We start from the raw sequence: 15,755 nt of genomic DNA, 5'->3' as shown, positions 1-15,755 counted from the left end.
GATTTAAGTCCTTGGCTTAACTTTGCTCGATGGGTCTTTCAGGTACTGTGCATGCTCTTTTATCGTATACACGTCTCTACAAGCAGTGCGCCTCATGAAAGCCCTCACCGTACTCATGTTTGCCTTTATGACCTTTTTCACTGTGGGGTGCAAACCCGATGATCCTATGACACCTGTTACCCAAATAGCCCAGCTAGCTTTTGCGCAGCACGCCGCTTACAAGGAGCCTGCCCTGAGCCATCGAAGATTCAAGCACCACGACATCGTGCCGCTTTTAAAAGAGCTGCAGCAGGATACTTTGTTCGACGTGCAGGTTGTAGGCAAGTCGGTAGAGCAGCGCGACATCTACCTGGTAAAGGTAGGAACGGGAAAAACGAAGGTAATGCTGTGGTCTCAAATGCACGGCGACGAGCCAACTGCCACCATGGCCCTGTTCGACCTCTTTAACTTTCTGCAACAGGCTGACCAGTTAGACCCGCTCCGGCAGCAGCTTCTGCAGGAGTTAACCCTTTACGTAGTCCCCATGCTAAACCCCGACGGGGCAGCTTTGTATCAGCGGCGCAACGCGCTGGAGATTGATTTGAACCGAGATGCCCTGCGGCTGGAAAGCCCCGAGGCGCGCCTGCTTAAAAGCCTGCGGGATAGCATTGCACCCGACTTCGGTTTTAACCTGCACGACCAGAGCCGTTATTATGCCGCCGGCTTTACCTCCAAGCCTGCCACCATTTCTTTTCTGGCTCCGGCCTTTGACCATGCCCAAACCGTCGATTCTGTGCGGGAGCGGGCCATGCAGATGATCGTGGGCTTGAACGAGAGCTTGCAACAGTTTATTCCGGGTCAGGTGGCTAAGTTCTCAGACGAGCACGAGCCCCGCGCCTTCGGGGACAACATCCAGAAATGGGGCACCAGCCTGATCCTGATCGAGTCGGGCGGCTACAAAAATGATCCTGAGAAACAGGTGATCCGTCGGCTCAACTTCGCTGCGATGCTCTCTGCGTTCTACCTGATTGCCACACAAGGCTACACCCCGTACAAGCGGGCGGATTACTACGAGATACCGGAAAACCAACGTATCCTGTACGACCTGGTGATCCGGAATGCACGTTACCAGCACAAAGGCCAGGACACGCTTGTAGACATCGGCATCGTGCACGAGGAAATAGAAGCACCTGCTGTGCCGCAGCAGTTTTACCGCCGTAGCAGCGTGCAGGAGATCGGTGATCTACTGGGGTTCTATGGCTATGAAGAACTGAATGCCGAAGGCTTGCTGTTCGTGCCCGGCAAAACTTATGAAAGGCCCTTGCAGGGTATCAAAGACCTCACACCAGCGTTTGTCCGCAACTTACTCGAGGCAGGCTATACCACTGTGCAGCTTGATAGCCTGCCAGATACCCTAAACCCATGGGAGTTGCCTCTGAACGTAACCACCCTGCAAAGCAAGGTAAACCATGCCCTTAAGCTGGACAGCGGCGCTAATTTTGTGCTGCAGGAAACAGATGGAACAGTACGGTATGTTGTCGTGAACGGCTTTTTGTATGACTTGAAAGGTGAGCAGCCGATCCTCTTTCATGGTGTAGTACTTTAACTGTCAGCCCTCCCCTGCTTAGTAAGTTAAGAAGCCATCCATGTGCAAAGGAACAGGTTTAGCACTTGGTAGAGCAAAGACCTCATAGCTACTCCTAATTGCACTCCATAAACGCCCTTTTGAGTTTAGCACGAATAATCAAGCTGTCCTAAAAAACGCAGGTGTTCCCCTAAAACCTGCGTTTTTTTTATGCCGCGCGGCTTTGTAACTTACAGGCTCGTTCCGTACCTCTTCAACCTTTTAGCCATGGTTTTAAACTATTTGTGGGCGGCTTTCTTCCTGATCGCCTTCGCTATCGCCCTGTTTCAGCTCATCGTTTTTCAGGACGTGGGTATATTTCAGGAGCTGGTGGCCAGCACCTTCGAAAGCGCTGAGTTGGGATTTGAGATTTCCCTGGGCCTGACCGGGGTGATGACCCTTTGGCTAGGACTGATGAAGGTGGGCGAACGGGGCGGCGTGGTAGACATCCTGGCCCGCCTGGTTGGCCCTTTCTTTAACCGCCTGTTCCCCGGAATCCCTAACAACCACCCGGTGTTCGGGTCTATCCTCATGAACTTCTCTGCTAACATGCTGGGGCTGGACAATGCCGCTACCCCCCTGGGGCTAAAAGCTATGCGCGAGATGCAGGCCCTGAACCCGGATAAAGACACGGCCTCCAATGCGCAAATCATGTTCCTGGTACTCAATACCTCAGGGCTCACACTTATCCCCATCAGCGTTATGGTGTTCCGGGCTGAACTAGGGGCCGCCGACCCTTCGGATGTTTTTATTCCTATCCTGCTGGCCACTTTCTTCTCGACCATAGTAGGCCTGATAGCCGTGGCGCTCTACCAGCGGATCAACCTGCTTAACCCGGTAATTGTAGCCTACCTGGGATCCCTGATGCTGTTAATTGTCGGGTTAATCTATTATTTCAGTACCATCCCGCAAGAGCAGGTAGCTGTTATCTCTACTGTGGCCAGCAATGTTATTCTGTTCAGCGTCATCATCTCTTTTATTGCCCTGGCCCTGATAAGGAAAGTGAACGTGTACGATGCTTTTATAGAAGGCGCAAAAGAAGGCTTTTCCGTTGCGATCTCCATTATCCCCTACCTGGTGGCTATTTTAGTCGCGATTGGCGTGTTCAGGGCAGCCGGCGCGCTGGAGATGCTGGTAGAGGGCTTAGGGTACCTGTTTGGGCTGACAGGACTGAACACGGACTTTGTGCCCGCCTTACCTGTTGCCTTTATGAAGCCTTTGAGTGGCAGTGGCGCCAGAGGAATGATGGTAGAAGCGATGAACACCTATGGCGTGGATTCTTTCGTCGGGCGACTGGCGGCCACGATACAAGGATCAACGGAAACAACTTTTTACGTACTGGCGGTCTACTTTGGCTCCGTTGGCGTTACAAGAACACGGTATGCGCTTGTCTGCGGTCTTCTGGCAGACTTAGCCGGTGTTATTGCCGCTATCTGTATCGCTTACCTCTTCTTTCATTAAAAGGGGAGGCTCGCAACGGTTGCGCAAACGGGATTAACTTAAAGGAGGAAAACGTGCTAAAGAAACGAAACAAAGAAACGATACGGCAGCTGCTGGACAAGGTATTACCTCAACTCGCAACTCATCTGAACAACAACCTGACGGAGATTATCCCTCTGTTCCATGACTATAAGCTGGAGAGAGTGGTAGATATTTGGACAAGAGGCCCTGAGGCAGACCCTGACGAGGAAATCAGCGTTGAAAACGGGAATGTACAACAGATAGGCTTAAGGTTGCGGCTGGAAGGCTTCACCAGGGCAGGTGCCCATTCTTTTGATATGTCAAAAGACCTGATCCTGAAACTGGATACGGATAAGTATGAGGTGGCGCCCGACAAGTACAAGGTCTGGCTGGAAAAGGACTACGAGGAGGCCTGGACACAGCAGGAACTGGAGCGTGTGGCGGAAAAGTGGTGCAACGAACTGATAGAGGAAATCACGCAGCGGCTCGAAAACATGGATTAAGCTTCGTTTCACCCACTACGTCCCTGCTAAAACTGTTCAATTTGCGGGGAATGCTGGCGCAAAAAGTATTGGTTCTTTGTCAGTAGCTTTCGGAACGGATGCGAAAAGCCTACGTAAGCAATTACAATGACGCAGTACAACGACCCTTTACACCCGAAGCACCTGCCCTTGTACCGAAAAGGACAGGAGATTTACGAGATCACAGCCAAAATTGTGGAGCTTATCCCCACGGATGATGAGGCACAGGCTATTATCCGGCCTCTGCTGATAGAAGATGCGGCCATGCTCTCTGTTAAAGTAGTAAGTGCCGAGGCGGCCGATCTGTATGACCTGCGCATGGAAAATGCCGCCATCATCCGAAAAGCAGCGCGCGACCTGCTCGCCCACTGTACCGGGCTGGAGATGTTTGGCTTTAAAGAAGCGCAGTACCTCCACCTGATCCGGGAAGCCGTAGAAGCGTATCGCCTGCTATTCATTGAGTGGGTAAAAGACTTCGACCAGTGGAATTACGTGGTAGACAAGTGGGGCCTCTTTAACCCACCGGGCATAGATGTGGATACCTCTGAAGATGACATGGACAACGATATCTGAAGTCGCTCCTGCCTTTTTACTTTTCCTGTAGCACCGTCAGGTACATACCGATACTTCTGTCGCGGAGTACTTTCCAGGGCTCTTCCGCCGTGTTTCTGTAATAGATAACCTGCTCTTTGGGGAAGGAAGCAAAAGTTAGCAGCGAGTTTTTAGTCAGCTTGTTTTCTTCGTTCAGCCACTCAATTACCACGGCCACATCCTCGTGCAGCCTGATCCGGTACTGGTCCAGTTTTACAGTGATCCAGCCTGTGTGGTGAGGCGGAACCTGCACCTGCACGTTTTCTGGCAGCAAGTTTTTAGAAGGCTTGTTGTCTTTCAGGGAATACAGCCGCACTCCTGCTACAAGCCCGAAATCTCCGGAACCCGTTAGCCCAAAAGAAATACTCTGCACATCTGCCGGGTACTTTTTTAACTGTATTCTGTTGCCTATCTCCTGCCCGGATGCTTTAGGAACAGCCCCTTTCACAGGTTCAAACGTGTGATGATAAACAGAGCCCTGGTCGATGTTAAAGCCTGCTTTCGTTGTTTTCCATTTGCCTGCTTTTGTCTTTACCTCCACTGTACCGAGCTTCACATTGTCTGGCTTTAAAAAGAGCTTGACATAGCCCGACCTTCTCTGCGCACCCAGCAAAGCAGACACCTGGTACTCCTTGGCTATGTAACCAACAGAGGTAACTTTTATGCGTGCTTCCGGCCCTGCCTTCAGGGATAACACAAACTCACCCCTGGCGTTCGTCTGTGTGCCAGTTAAGTTGTTCAGGACAGCAATGTTCGCATAAGGAACAGGGAGGTGCGTTTTTTCATCCAGCACAATGCCCTTCACAGTCAGGGCTTCGTGCGTAACCTGCTCCGTTTTAAGCTGCGCAGGATTTAGCACTTTGCTTGAGGACGACAACAGCCCAGTGCAGAAAAGAACTAGTGGTAAAAGTGCCCGTTGCAGGCAAAGCTTTGTCATAGCGGGTGTATCGTAGGGGCTAACAAACGCAATCAGCATGTGTGAGCGTCTGTCATGGGCAAGCTTTTCTCTTGTGCCCATGGAAGCAGGAGTGTTCATAAACGAAAAGCTCCCTTGAACGCTCACCTGACAAGGTATGACACAGGGGCCAATGAAAAAAGCACCTGCCAACAGGTGCTTTTTTTGAGTCGGTTAAGTTTTGTTATTCCTAAGCTGGCGTGTCGGTTTCCATGGCGTCTGCTGCCGGCGGCTGCATTAAAGCGATCGCCTCCTCGTTTCCCTGCTGGTAAGCCAGGTCCAGGGCTGTCAGCCCCCGAACATCTTTGATGGATGTATCGGCGCCATACTCCAGCATCACCTTCACCAGTTCATTCCGTCCAAAGAGGGTGGCAAACATCAGGGCTGTACCGCCATTCCCGTTCTGTGTGTTTAACTCGGCGCCGTTATCAACTAGCAGCCTGGCGATCTCCGGATAACCTTTAAAGCATACGCCCATCAAAGCAGTATTTCCGCCACCATCCTGTGCGTTAGCGTTCGCCCCTGCCTCGAGGAGCAAGCGGGTAGCTTCCAGGTGGCCGTCATAGGCGGCGATAATTAAAGGAGTGAATCCGCGGCCATCCGTTATGTCCAGGTCAGCACCGTCTGCTATCCTTTGCCTGATATATTCAACATCGCCTTTTCTGGCCGCGTCGAAAAGAAGGTGCTCTGCGCTGGTTGAATAAAAGGTCATCGTGGTTGGGTTTTAGTTGTTGTATGCTGCAGCATACGCAGTAAAAGCACAAAGGGCTACAACTGCTCTCCTTTCAAAGCTAAAAACAAATGGGAATCACCATTGTTCTAACCCAGGTTACAGTAAAGGAAGCACTGCAAAAAAGAGAGGGACTGCCTCCAACAACGCAGCCCCTCTCTCGAAATAAGACGGATAAGAGCTAGCTTTTCTTCACTTCCAGGGCAGCATCCACTTTGTACTTCAGGTGGTCCCGGTGCGCACGGGTAGCGGCATCGGTGTAGTTGTTGCTCCGCAGCATCCCCTGAATGGCTCTCAGCTGACTAAAGGCCGCTGTCTTGGACACATGGTCGTAGCTATCTTTCCCTTCCACAATGGCCACTAAACGGTCTACGTACTCCTGCTGCAGGTTCTGACGCATGCTGTTGATAGATTTCCCCAGGTCAGCTTTAAATACCGCACTGGTTAAGTCGTTTGTAAAGCTGTGCAGGTCATAGGTGTTTCCGTAGAGTTGTGTATTCGTAATACGCTCCCACACGTTCTGGTGCATCAACTGGTTCAGCAAGTCCTTCTGTATCATTAACACCCGGGCATGAATCTGCGGGTCCTCGTTCTGGTTAAAATGGTCAAAGCCCCGTCGCTGTGCCTGCAGGTAAGCATAGAGCTCATCCGGCGCATCAAAGGCATCTGGCGCAAAGGCAAGGTCGGTCAAGGCTTTCATGGCCCGTTTCTGGTCTGCAGCCGGAACAGGCGTAAATGGCCGGGTAGCGCCTGGCTGGTTGTTAAAGGCACGGTCTACGTAAACCCCGCCAATGTACCGGCTGATCACCCGAAGGCTGTTTGCCTGTTCGCCTGTGAGCACCAGGTAAGCGTTGCGCAGTTCCTGGAAGGATTGGTCCCTGGTGATAAGCTTTTTCTTAAGGCTCGGGTAAGCCTTTTTGACTAACGCCACGCGCTCCATGGCATACCCAATGGCATCCCCCGACATGTCGTTGATCATTACCCGGGGATCTATGCCTTTGCCAGGAGAGCGCATGTCGTCCGCGTCGTTGCCAAACACAAGGGCAGGCTCCGTAGACCGGGCGAGTACGTGCCGCAACTGTGCATCGCTGAGCGGGGCATAGCCATACTCGATGGCCCACAGATCATAGGGGCCGGGCTGTGTGGTATAGTACAAGCCCTGCTTCTCTTTTTCAGGGCTTAAGTTGAGGGCCGGGTAGTCCATCACAGAACCGGTCAGGCCCAGCTGCTTTGCTTTTGCCTTGTCATGGATCTCTTTGTGATGTATCATCTGGCTGGCTTTCATGTTGTGGTTCAGGCCAAGCGTGTGCCCCACCTCGTGCAGCACCAGGTAGTACAACGACTCCTTGATCAGCTCATCTTTTTCTACTTCTATAGCAGCGCTACTGCTAAAAGCATCCAGCATTTGCATGCCGAACAAGTTGTTCAGGTGTAACTGGCTGCTCAGGTTACAGGAGTACTTTGCCTGCAGTTCCTGGCCCGCTGCCCCCTCCAGGCCTAGGGCAGCACTGTAAAACACGCGGCCAGCCTGCAGGCGGTTTGTTACAAACACATACTCCAGCATAATGTCGGCACCCAGAATCTGGCCTGTACGGGGGTTTACGAAGCTGGGGCCATAGCCCCCGAAAGGAGGAATCGGGGAGGAGGTCCAGCGTAGCACATTGTAGCGCATATCGCCAGCGTCCCAGGTGGCATCATCGGGCTGTTCTTTGACCACCACCGCATTCTTAAACCCGGCTTTCTCAAAGGCTTTGTTCCACTCTAGCAGGGCCGCTTTAATTGTTGGGCGGAACTCATGCGGTGTCGTGTTCTCTATCCACCAGGTAATAGGCTCTACAGGCTCAGAAAGCGCCGCCGAGGGGTCTTTCTTTTCCAGGTGCCAGCGGTGGATCAGGTCGCGGTACGGCGTAACCTCAGGGCTGGTCATGTCCGTTACCTGGCTGGTAAAATAGCCCACACGCGGGTCGTCCAGGCGAGGTTGGTAGTTGTTCTCCGGCATCTCGATCAGGCTGTGCTGTATCTTCACGCTCACGTTGCGGCTATCGGTTACAGCCGAGGAGCCATACTTTACCGGATAGGGATTCTCGAACACGTACTCCACAATGATGTCCGTGTTCTCCGGGTAGTTCCGGATAGCCGAGGTCTTGGTTTTTTCTTTGCTCAGCTTGCCCAGGTCAAAGGACTCCCCTGGTTTACTTTTGGGGTTCGGAGAGGGCTTTACCTGCCCCATGATCTCTCCCAGGAAAATGTCGTCCGCCTTTATCAGAAAAGCAGTTTTCTCGTCGTTTACCGCCTCTATCTTCTGGTTGGCCAGTATAGGGCGGTTGATGTTAGCCCCTTCGGCCCGCTTTAAGGCATTGCTGTCGTCAAAGAAATAAGAGGTGTTTTCCCCCACCAGCTCGATGCGATCGAAATAGCGCCGCACAGAAAAGACCCCATTGTCGCCATACGCCCCGCGGAAGTAACCCGCGTCTAGTACCCCGTCCGTTACGTGGTTAAAGTAAATGTACTCCTTGTCGATCTGATCGCTGCGCACCAACAGGTAAGCCGTCCCGTTGGTCGTGTCCTGGTACATGGTAAAGAGCCCAGGGTACACCTTGCATTTTTTGGTGACGTCGGATAGCTTTTTGGCCGTATCCTTCTTTTCCTCAGAAGCAGCTGGTACCTCTTTGTTTTCTTTCTTTTTGTCCTTGCGCTTTTTCTGCGCGTGGGCATCGCTAAGCGGTGCTACCAATAGGCAAGTTGCCAGGGCGGCTGAACACATGCCGGCTTTAAACAGTGTCATCATATGATAGTGGCTCAAATGGTTAAATTGATAAAAGAAGCTCTAATTGACATGGGATGGCAACGATAACAGTTCTGCGACTGTGCTTTATGGCTTTATCTTTAAGCAGGGCATCAAAATCGAAAACAGCTACGAGGAAAGGTAACTGTACAGAGAAGGAAGAACAGCACCTGGCAGAAGAGGACCCAGGTATTTCTTTAGCTTATTTGCACAGAGTGTATACGTAATACTTCTGATTCGTTACATAAATAAACAGAAAAGTACCAACATAAGCAAGGATGCATCAGGTCCTACTGTTGCTTAAAGAAGATCGGCTCTTCTGCCTACTGCCCTTTTGCCCAAACTAGCTGTTACACGAAGCCTCCCGGCTGTCACCTAGGTAGAGAAGACATGGAAAGGACAAAGGCTGGAGCGGGAAAACAAAAGGAATCTTCGCCTTTCGCAGGGGCGGGCGACAACAGTTCACAAAGTTTTTCTTACATTGTCTTAAGAACAGCGCTGCACGTGCTCATCGTCCAAAACACCTAAAACAAACACCATGAACTCCAGACGTGATTTTCTTAAAAGCTCAGGTTACCTGGCCCTTGGGGCCCTCATGCTCCCCTCTTTAACCGCATCGGCGAAAGGCAAAGCAGGGGTAAAAAATGTGGGCATACAGCTCTACACTGTTCGCCACGAAATGCTGCAGGATGCGGTGGGTACCTTAAAGCAACTCGCCAGCATCGGCTATAAAGAACTGGAATCGGCCAGAAGCGAAAAAGGGCTGTACTATGGCCTGCAGCCAAGGGAGATCAGTAAAATCACGAAGGACCTGGGCATGAACCTGCGCAGCGGCCACGTGCACGTCGACAAGGATTGGGAGCGCACGGTGGCCGCTGCGGCCGAAACGGGGCAGGAGTACCTGATCTGCTCCTCTCTCCCATCCAACGGGCAGACCGTATCGAACTACAAGCGGGTAGCTGACATTTTCTCGAAGGCTGCCGAAGACTGTAAAAAAGCAGGCATCAAGTTCGGTTACCACAACCACGAGTACGAGTTTGAGAAAGATAAGGGGCAAGTACTTTATGATGTGTTGCTGGACGAAACCGACCCCGAAACAGTGAAAATGGAAATGGATCTGGGCTGGGTTATTTTAACCGGCAACGACCCAGTGGACTACTTTGAGAAGTACCCGGGCCGTTTCCCGCTCTGGCACCTGAAGGACATGGACAGGACAAAGCTGGAGAGCACGGAGTTTGGAAAGGGCGCCATTAACATTACCCGCATGCTACAAAATGCCAGGAAGTCGGACATGAAGTACTTTTTCGTAGAGCAGGAAGAATATGCCGGAGCCCCAATGGACAGTGTCCGGCACAATTATAATTACCTACAGAAGCTGAGTATTTAAGGCTTCGTTCACTATACGAGCAAAAGCCCGGGCCTCTTAAAAAAGGCCCGGGCTTTTGCTTTTACCTGATGCTTTCTTCTTATAAGTCAGAATAAGCGGTAGGCCGTAGCAGGTGGATATCGGCACGCAGAAAGTTATGGGCATACTCCGGCATGGCGCTCAGCTTTTTCCAGTCCGGATCCTCGCCAAAGGCTTTCCAGTGCGCTTCGCGCTCCGCCATGTTTTCGAAAGTGGTCATGTACATAAGGTTAGGCATTTTGCTGCCGGCAACCACCCGGCCGTAAAACACAGGGTTAAAGCCCAGCTTGTCGAATATCTCGATCTCACCGTTGTTAAACATGGCCACCTTGTTCTGGTGCAGCTTTTCGGTGGCAGCCTCATAACTCCGCAGCTCATATACCCTTTCGCCCGGGGCAGCCTTCAGGTTTGGCTTTTTTACGACAGGCATGCCTTTAAAAGGGTCTATCAAAATAGTTTCTATGCGATTGTAGAAAGGGTTATCATGAGCCGCCTCGATATACTCTTTCCCGGCAGCCAGGTACTGTTTGTCTTTCAGCAGGGTCTGGTCCAGCTTCAGGATTTGTTCGGCAGCGTTTAGGGGCACAAACACATACACGAGCTTTTCTGCAGGGGCAGGCGTGCTGCTGTCTGCGCTTTCTATAGGTTTAAACACGCCTACCTTGTCGATACCTGCGCGGTGCAGGGCCGGCAGATACGCATTTTGCAGGTAGCGGTCGAGCCGTGCTTCCTGCTCTCCGTCTTTCAGGTGATACACTTTCAGCTGGTAAAGGGCGGGCTGTGGCGCGAAACTAAGCGCGGGCAGGGCGTTCCCCAGCCACAGCACCATTAAACAAAGCGCAAAAAGCGTCAGGTTTTTATGTTTCATAGGGATGATGAGAATGATATGAAAAATTTAAGGATGTAAGAACAGAAAGCTAAGTTTACTAAAGTTACAGGCCAAAACATAGCCTGCCGGAAAGAAAAAGGAGAAACATGCGGCAGATAGGCAACACATGCTTTCCTCCTTGGCTGCCGTAACAGCTAAAAAAAGAGCGCCTAGAGGGCGCTCTTTCAGTGGTTATCATGTATGTATTCTATTACACGCCGTAGTACACTGTGTACAGGCGATATTCGTTCTCATCCAGTGCTGCATCGTCATTCTCGTCCCACTGACCAAACACGCCGTCGGTGTACTCTCTTTCGCTAAGCAGGTTATCATCATCCTGGTCCCACTCGCCAAACCAGACAGCTGTGTCAAAACCTGTATTGTACTCGTTCTCGTCCACAAAGCCGTCACCGCTGGTATCCAGGCCTGCCCAGGCCGCATTGTCCACTCCCCAATCTCTGGTACCCGTGTTCCACTCATTCTCGTCCAGCTGGTTATCGTCATTTACGTCCCAGGTGTCATAGAAACCGGTGCGGTACTCGTTTTCGTCGAGGAAGTTATCGTCGTTCACGTCCCAGCCCTCATAGTAGTCAGTAGAAGCAAAGGTCGTGTTAAACTCGTTTGCATCCCAGGTGTCGGCCACGGCGACTTCCTCCGTTACTTCGGCATCTGCCACTGCGCCTTCATCAGCCACTTCTGTTTCTCCTCCGCAGGCTACCATACCGCCTACCAGGAAAAGGCAAAGGCCGTTTCTGATCAGTTTCGCTAAGCTTGTTTCATGCTTTTTCATAGGTATTTCTGTTTTGTTTAACATGTGTTCGTACTGCTTTCTACGGGGCCACAGCATAATGGGTATGTAAGCTGCCTAAAGGTTTACCTGGTGCGCACGCGCCGGCTGCCGCTATCCTCTGCCTCCCGCACCTGTAGCTTATTTTAAGCTGCCTGTTCAGGGCACTGTTTCTAATTGATGCTATTACAAGTAGCACTAAAGCAAGCATACTCCCCAGATAGCCCGCCCGCCTCACAGAACTCTCACCTGAAAAAACGAGTAGCAGAGCAGAACAACGCTATTAAAATGATGGAGTATGTTTCGGTTGTACCTGTGGCAGTGCTTGCCCTGATTCATTACTATGGAGGCCGCTTTTCTTTTCTGACCGGTATCCCCAGAAGCTCCTGGCTTTCAGTAGCAGGAGGCATTTCGGTGGCTTATATCTTTCTGCACCTCTTTCCGGAGCTAAGCGAAGGACAGGAGCAGGTAAATAAAGTACTGAGCTCTCTCGGTTTTCTGGAAAATCATATTTACCTGCTGGCTCTGATCGGGCTAGCCCTGTTTTATGGCTTGGAAAGGGCCGCTCTGAGCTCTAAACACGACCAGGTTAAAAAAGGAGAAACGGAGCAACCAGTAGCAGAAGTCTTTTGGGTGCACATCAGCTCTTTCGCCGTTTATAACGCCCTGATCGGCTACCTCCTCTTCCAGCGGGAAGAGGGGCCGATACAGCAAATGATCCTTTTCGCCGTTGCCATGGCACTGCACTTTGTAGTAAACGACTATGGCCTGCAGGATCACTACCACGAGGACTACCGCAAGAAGGGCAGATGGGTGTTGGTGGTGGCCCTGGTGCTGGGCTGGGTGCTGGGCTTTGTCATTGTCCTGCCCGAACATGTAACCTCTATGGTGATGGCTTTTATTGGTGGGGCCGTGATCCTGAACGTGCTGAAGGAAGAACTGCCGGAGGAACGCAAGAGCCGTTACTGGGCATTCCTGCTCGGTGCTGGCGCCTATGCTGCCCTCCTGCTGGCCCTGTAGTGCTGCTAATCCGTACGCAGATCTAAGACTGTGCCATGCCCGCTTAGAGAAACCCCTTCTACTTTCCCGTTATACTTTTCCACTCACACTGCCTTAAACTGTTGCCATACAAAAGGAATTTAATAAACAGACAACGTTCATGCCTGACAATCGTCTCTCTATGGAGATATTTAGTAAAACACATTAAATTTAGCTTTACGAACTAATGCATAAAACACTTTTACTTCTGGTTTCATGCCTGATCAGTACGCTCTGCTACGGACAATATCCGGAAGAAGACCCAGCCGAGCCAGTCCTAAAGATAGGCGGCGCCGTGCGTTTCAACTACAACCTGTCTACCTGGAAGGAAGACCAGTTGGAGCGCGGCGGTGACTTTGGCTATGACCTGTTCCGGCTAAATGTAGAGGCCAAGTACAAAGGCATCCTCCTGAATGCGGAATACCGGCACTACGCAGCGGGCTTTGGCGGCGGCTTTCTGAAGCAGGGCTGGTTTGGCTACGAGTTCTCGGATAAATCCGCTATACAGGTGGGCCTGCACCAGGTCCCCTTCGGCATTCAGCAGTATAACTCCAACAACTTTTTCTTCAACTTAACCTATTATATCGGTTTCGAAGACGACCACGACATGGGGATAAAATACATACACGAAGGTGATCGATGGCAATGGCAGGCCGCTTATTATAAAAATGCAGAAGAGTTTGTGTTTGGTATGGCCGAGGCTAGCCCCAACCGCTACTCCTACGATATTACCGGGCGAAACAAGGAAAATAACCAGATCGATCTGAAAGTAGTCCGACTTCTGGGAGACAGTCTTCACCACGAGATTGGAGCCTCTTTGCAGGGCGGGCTTGTTTATAACCTGGATACAGAACAAAACGGCACACGGTATGCCGGTGCTGTACACTATGAACACGAGTTGCCCGACAGCCGCTGGAACGTGAAGCTACAGGCGATGTTCTACCGCATTAACCCCAAATATCCGGTGGAGGGAGACCTCGGCTTAGTCCAGATGGGTGCCTATGGAGCTAACTATAATGTCGCCACCGATGGCGAAATTTATACGGCTGGCGTAGCTTACCTGGTGCCCATAGAGTCCCGCTTGTTGGAGAGTGTCCTCATCTACGACAACTATGGTTATTTTAACAAGCGGGTCAGCGGCTTCGAGGACTCCCAAATGAACGTATTGGGCGCTCTATGGACTGCCGGACCGATGTTCATTTACACAGACGCTGCCTTCGGGTATAACCATCCCTGGCTCGGTCCTGAGTGGGAAAATGCGCTTGCCTTTGGCACCCCCGGAGAAACCGACTGGCACCTGCGTTTTAACATAAACATGGGCTACTATTTCTGATCTAAAAGAACTATTTGATGAGTAAAGTAACAAGAAGTGATACCAAGAAGTCGTTAGGCCTGGAAGTGAATGGATCTGTTTTCTGGCCATCTATTATCCTGTTGATCATCGTCATAACCCTAGTGCTTATCTACAGGGAAAGTGCGGAGGTCTATTTCAGTGAGATTCAGACCGCTATCACCTCCAGCATGGGTTGGCTGTTCATTTTGAGTGTGAACATTTTCGTAGCTTTCTGCCTGTATCTCGCTTTCGGCAAGTTCGGAGACATCAGGTTGGGGGGCAAGGAGGCTAAGCCTGAGTTCAGCACCTCGTCCTGGTTTGCCATGCTGTTTAGCGCCGGCATGGGTATCGGGCTTTTATTCTGGAGTATCGCAGAGCCGATCAACCACTTTCAGACACCCCCTCTCGGGGAGCCGGGCACGCCGGAAGCAGCGCGACAGGCCATGAACTTTACCTTTCTGCATTGGGGCTTCCATGCCTGGGCCATTTATGCCTTGGTGGGGCTGTCGCTTGCCTACTTCACCTACAGCCGAAAACTGCCTTTAACCGTGCGCTCTGTTTTTTACCCTTTCCTAGGTGAACGTATTCATGGTATCATTGGGGATGTAATTGATATCCTGGCGGTGCTGGCCACCCTTTTCGGTTTGGCCACTTCCTTGGGGCTCGGTGTGAGCCAGGTGGCTGCCGGGCTGAACCATGTGTTCCCGGCTATCGATAATGATGTTACTACCCAGATCCTACTAATAGCCGGAATCACGGGAATTGCCACCATTTCGGTGGTAACAGGCGTGGAAAAAGGCGTGCGCATCTTAAGTGAGTGGAACATCCGCATTGCCCTGGTGATATTGCTGGCGGTACTGTTCTTAGGGCCTACTGTTTTTATCCTGGGCTCTTACGTGCAGAATACAGGTTCCTACCTGGGCAACTTCCTGCAGCTGTCCTTCTGGAACGAGGCCTATTCTCCCCGCAACTGGCAAGGTGCCTGGACTGTCTTCTACTGGGCCTGGTGGATCTCCTGGGCACCATTTGTGGGGATTTTTATTGCCCGGGTATCAAAAGGACGCACGATCCGCGAGTTTGTGCTTGGGGTGCTGATTGTTCCCTCGCTGCTGTCTTTTTTGTGGATGACGGTGTTCGGCAGTACGGCCCTACGCCAGGTATTGGCTGGGGAAACCGCTATAGCCGAGGCCGTGGCTGTTGACATATCGACAGCTTTGTTTGTCTTTTTTGAGCAGCTTCCTTTCTCCACAATCCTCTCTGTGATAGGGATTTTGCTGGTGGCAGGCTTTTTCGTGACCTCCTCCGACTCCGGTTCGCTGGTAGTAGACAGTCTTACCTCCGGCGGTAGAGCCGACTCTCCGGTAGGCATCCGTATCTTCTGGGCACTGGCAGAAGGTGCCGTTGCCGCGGTATTACTACTAGGAGGTGGTCTGCAAGCCTTGCAGACGGCAGTTATCATAACGGGACTGCCCTTTACAATTATTTTGCTGGTGATGTGTTACAGCCTTTACAGGGGTTTAAGTGAAGAACTGGCGGACGAGAACAAACTGACCAAGGCGCAGCAACGGAAAGATTATCAGCAACTGGTTACAGAACTGCTGGCGAAACGTGCCGCAAAGCAGCAGACGCGCGTTTCAGAAGAAAAAAGAAACGATATCCTATAACTTTAAACGTCAGA

13 protein-coding genes are annotated in these 15,755 nt (G+C 51.4%); 8 read left to right on the top strand and 5 right to left on the bottom strand.

From position 1 onward, the window contains the following. The first annotated feature begins 94 nt into the window (after positions 1–94). The 4 genes from CHB92_RS05670 to CHB92_RS05655 all read left to right on the top strand — a co-directional run bounded on the left by CHB92_RS05670 (position 95) and on the right by CHB92_RS05655 (position 4,158). Complete coding sequence (locus CHB92_RS05670) at positions 95–1,585, top strand: M14 family metallopeptidase (protein WP_245842321.1); 1,491 nt, start codon at positions 95–97, stop codon at positions 1,583–1,585. Positions 1,586–1,831: 246 nt separating this feature from the next. After that, positions 1,832–3,064 carry a nucleoside recognition domain-containing protein gene (locus CHB92_RS05665; RefSeq protein ID WP_089318428.1) on the top strand — a complete coding sequence of 411 codons (1,233 nt, stop codon included), beginning with the start codon at positions 1,832–1,834 and terminating at the stop codon, positions 3,062–3,064. A 53-nt stretch (positions 3,065–3,117) separates the two neighbouring features. Then, a complete protein-coding gene (locus CHB92_RS05660) occupies positions 3,118–3,567 on the top strand; it encodes a hypothetical protein (RefSeq protein WP_245842319.1) in 450 nt (149 codons plus the stop codon). Positions 3,568–3,693: 126 nt separating this feature from the next. Continuing rightward, entirely contained in the window at positions 3,694–4,158 is a 465-nt protein-coding gene (locus CHB92_RS05655) for a hypothetical protein (protein WP_089318219.1), read from the top strand. Between the two features lie 16 nt (positions 4,159–4,174). Here the strand turns inward: CHB92_RS05655 and CHB92_RS05650 are convergent, their stop codons facing one another. From CHB92_RS05650 to CHB92_RS05640, 3 genes are all read right to left on the bottom strand, one after another. Next, positions 4,175–5,212, bottom strand: a complete 1,038-nt coding sequence (locus CHB92_RS05650) for a carboxypeptidase-like regulatory domain-containing protein (RefSeq protein ID WP_089318218.1) — start codon at positions 5,210–5,212, stop codon at positions 4,175–4,177. A 109-nt stretch (positions 5,213–5,321) separates the two neighbouring features. Continuing rightward, positions 5,322–5,843 (bottom strand): ankyrin repeat domain-containing protein, encoded by a 522-nt coding sequence (locus tag CHB92_RS05645; protein ID WP_089318217.1) that lies wholly within the window; start codon positions 5,841–5,843, stop codon positions 5,322–5,324. A gap of 199 nt (positions 5,844–6,042) precedes the next feature. Further along, the gene (locus CHB92_RS05640) at positions 6,043–8,649 is read right to left on the bottom strand and encodes a zinc-dependent metalloprotease (protein WP_218824235.1); all 2,607 of its coding nucleotides are present in this window, start codon (positions 8,647–8,649) and stop codon (positions 6,043–6,045) included. Positions 8,650–9,184: 535 nt separating this feature from the next. On the opposite strand from CHB92_RS05640, the gene CHB92_RS05635 reads away from it, so the two are divergent. Continuing rightward, on the top strand, positions 9,185–10,033 hold the full coding sequence (locus CHB92_RS05635) for a sugar phosphate isomerase/epimerase family protein (protein ID WP_089318216.1): 849 nt from the start codon (positions 9,185–9,187) through the stop codon (positions 10,031–10,033). 79 nt (positions 10,034–10,112) lie between these two features. Here the strand turns inward: CHB92_RS05635 and CHB92_RS05630 are convergent, their stop codons facing one another. Next, positions 10,113–10,919: an NIPSNAP family protein gene (locus tag CHB92_RS05630; RefSeq protein ID WP_089318215.1), complete on the bottom strand. Its 807-nt coding sequence runs from the start codon at positions 10,917–10,919 to the stop codon at positions 10,113–10,115. A gap of 211 nt (positions 10,920–11,130) precedes the next feature. Beyond that, entirely contained in the window at positions 11,131–11,709 is a 579-nt protein-coding gene (locus CHB92_RS05625; RefSeq protein WP_144266272.1) for a hypothetical protein, read from the bottom strand. Between the two features lie 177 nt (positions 11,710–11,886). Between CHB92_RS05625 and CHB92_RS05620 the strand changes: the two genes are divergently transcribed. From CHB92_RS05620 to CHB92_RS05610, 3 genes are all read left to right on the top strand, one after another. Continuing rightward, entirely contained in the window at positions 11,887–12,726 is an 840-nt protein-coding gene (locus CHB92_RS05620; RefSeq protein WP_245842318.1) for a hypothetical protein, read from the top strand. A gap of 205 nt (positions 12,727–12,931) precedes the next feature. Continuing rightward, entirely contained in the window at positions 12,932–14,077 is a 1,146-nt protein-coding gene (locus tag CHB92_RS05615; protein WP_245842317.1) for a hypothetical protein, read from the top strand. 17 nt (positions 14,078–14,094) lie between these two features. Then, entirely contained in the window at positions 14,095–15,741 is a 1,647-nt protein-coding gene (locus CHB92_RS05610; RefSeq protein WP_218824234.1) for a BCCT family transporter, read from the top strand. Positions 15,742–15,755: the final 14 nt, after the last annotated feature.

The sequence above is a fragment of the Pontibacter ummariensis genome, from assembly GCF_900188175.1.
In the GTDB taxonomy this organism is placed as follows: Bacteria; Bacteroidota; Bacteroidia; order Cytophagales; family Hymenobacteraceae; genus Pontibacter; species Pontibacter ummariensis.
Note: the sequence above shows the minus strand (reverse complement) of the source record. Positions and strands in the feature narration are given on the sequence as shown.

What these genes read in the sequence shown, in the direction of transcription:
- CHB92_RS05645 (WP_089318217.1), bottom strand. Translation starts at nt 5,843, where the DNA reads ATGACCTTTTATTCAACCAGCGCAGAGCACCTTCTTTTCGACGCGGCC.
- CHB92_RS05620 (WP_245842318.1), top strand. Translation starts at nt 11,887, where the DNA reads ATGCTATTACAAGTAGCACTAAAGCAAGCATACTCCCCAGATAGCCCG.
- CHB92_RS05635 (WP_089318216.1), top strand. Translation starts at nt 9,185, where the DNA reads ATGAACTCCAGACGTGATTTTCTTAAAAGCTCAGGTTACCTGGCCCTT.
- CHB92_RS05625 (WP_144266272.1), bottom strand. Translation starts at nt 11,709, where the DNA reads ATGAAAAAGCATGAAACAAGCTTAGCGAAACTGATCAGAAACGGCCTT.
- CHB92_RS05640 (WP_218824235.1), bottom strand. Translation starts at nt 8,649, where the DNA reads ATGATGACACTGTTTAAAGCCGGCATGTGTTCAGCCGCCCTGGCAACT.
- CHB92_RS05665 (WP_089318428.1), top strand. Translation starts at nt 1,832, where the DNA reads ATGGTTTTAAACTATTTGTGGGCGGCTTTCTTCCTGATCGCCTTCGCT.
- CHB92_RS05615 (WP_245842317.1), top strand. Translation starts at nt 12,932, where the DNA reads ATGCATAAAACACTTTTACTTCTGGTTTCATGCCTGATCAGTACGCTC.
- CHB92_RS05655 (WP_089318219.1), top strand. Translation starts at nt 3,694, where the DNA reads ATGACGCAGTACAACGACCCTTTACACCCGAAGCACCTGCCCTTGTAC.
- CHB92_RS05610 (WP_218824234.1), top strand. Translation starts at nt 14,095, where the DNA reads ATGAGTAAAGTAACAAGAAGTGATACCAAGAAGTCGTTAGGCCTGGAA.
- CHB92_RS05670 (WP_245842321.1), top strand. Translation starts at nt 95, where the DNA reads ATGAAAGCCCTCACCGTACTCATGTTTGCCTTTATGACCTTTTTCACT.
- CHB92_RS05650 (WP_089318218.1), bottom strand. Translation starts at nt 5,212, where the DNA reads ATGAACACTCCTGCTTCCATGGGCACAAGAGAAAAGCTTGCCCATGAC.
- CHB92_RS05630 (WP_089318215.1), bottom strand. Translation starts at nt 10,919, where the DNA reads ATGAAACATAAAAACCTGACGCTTTTTGCGCTTTGTTTAATGGTGCTG.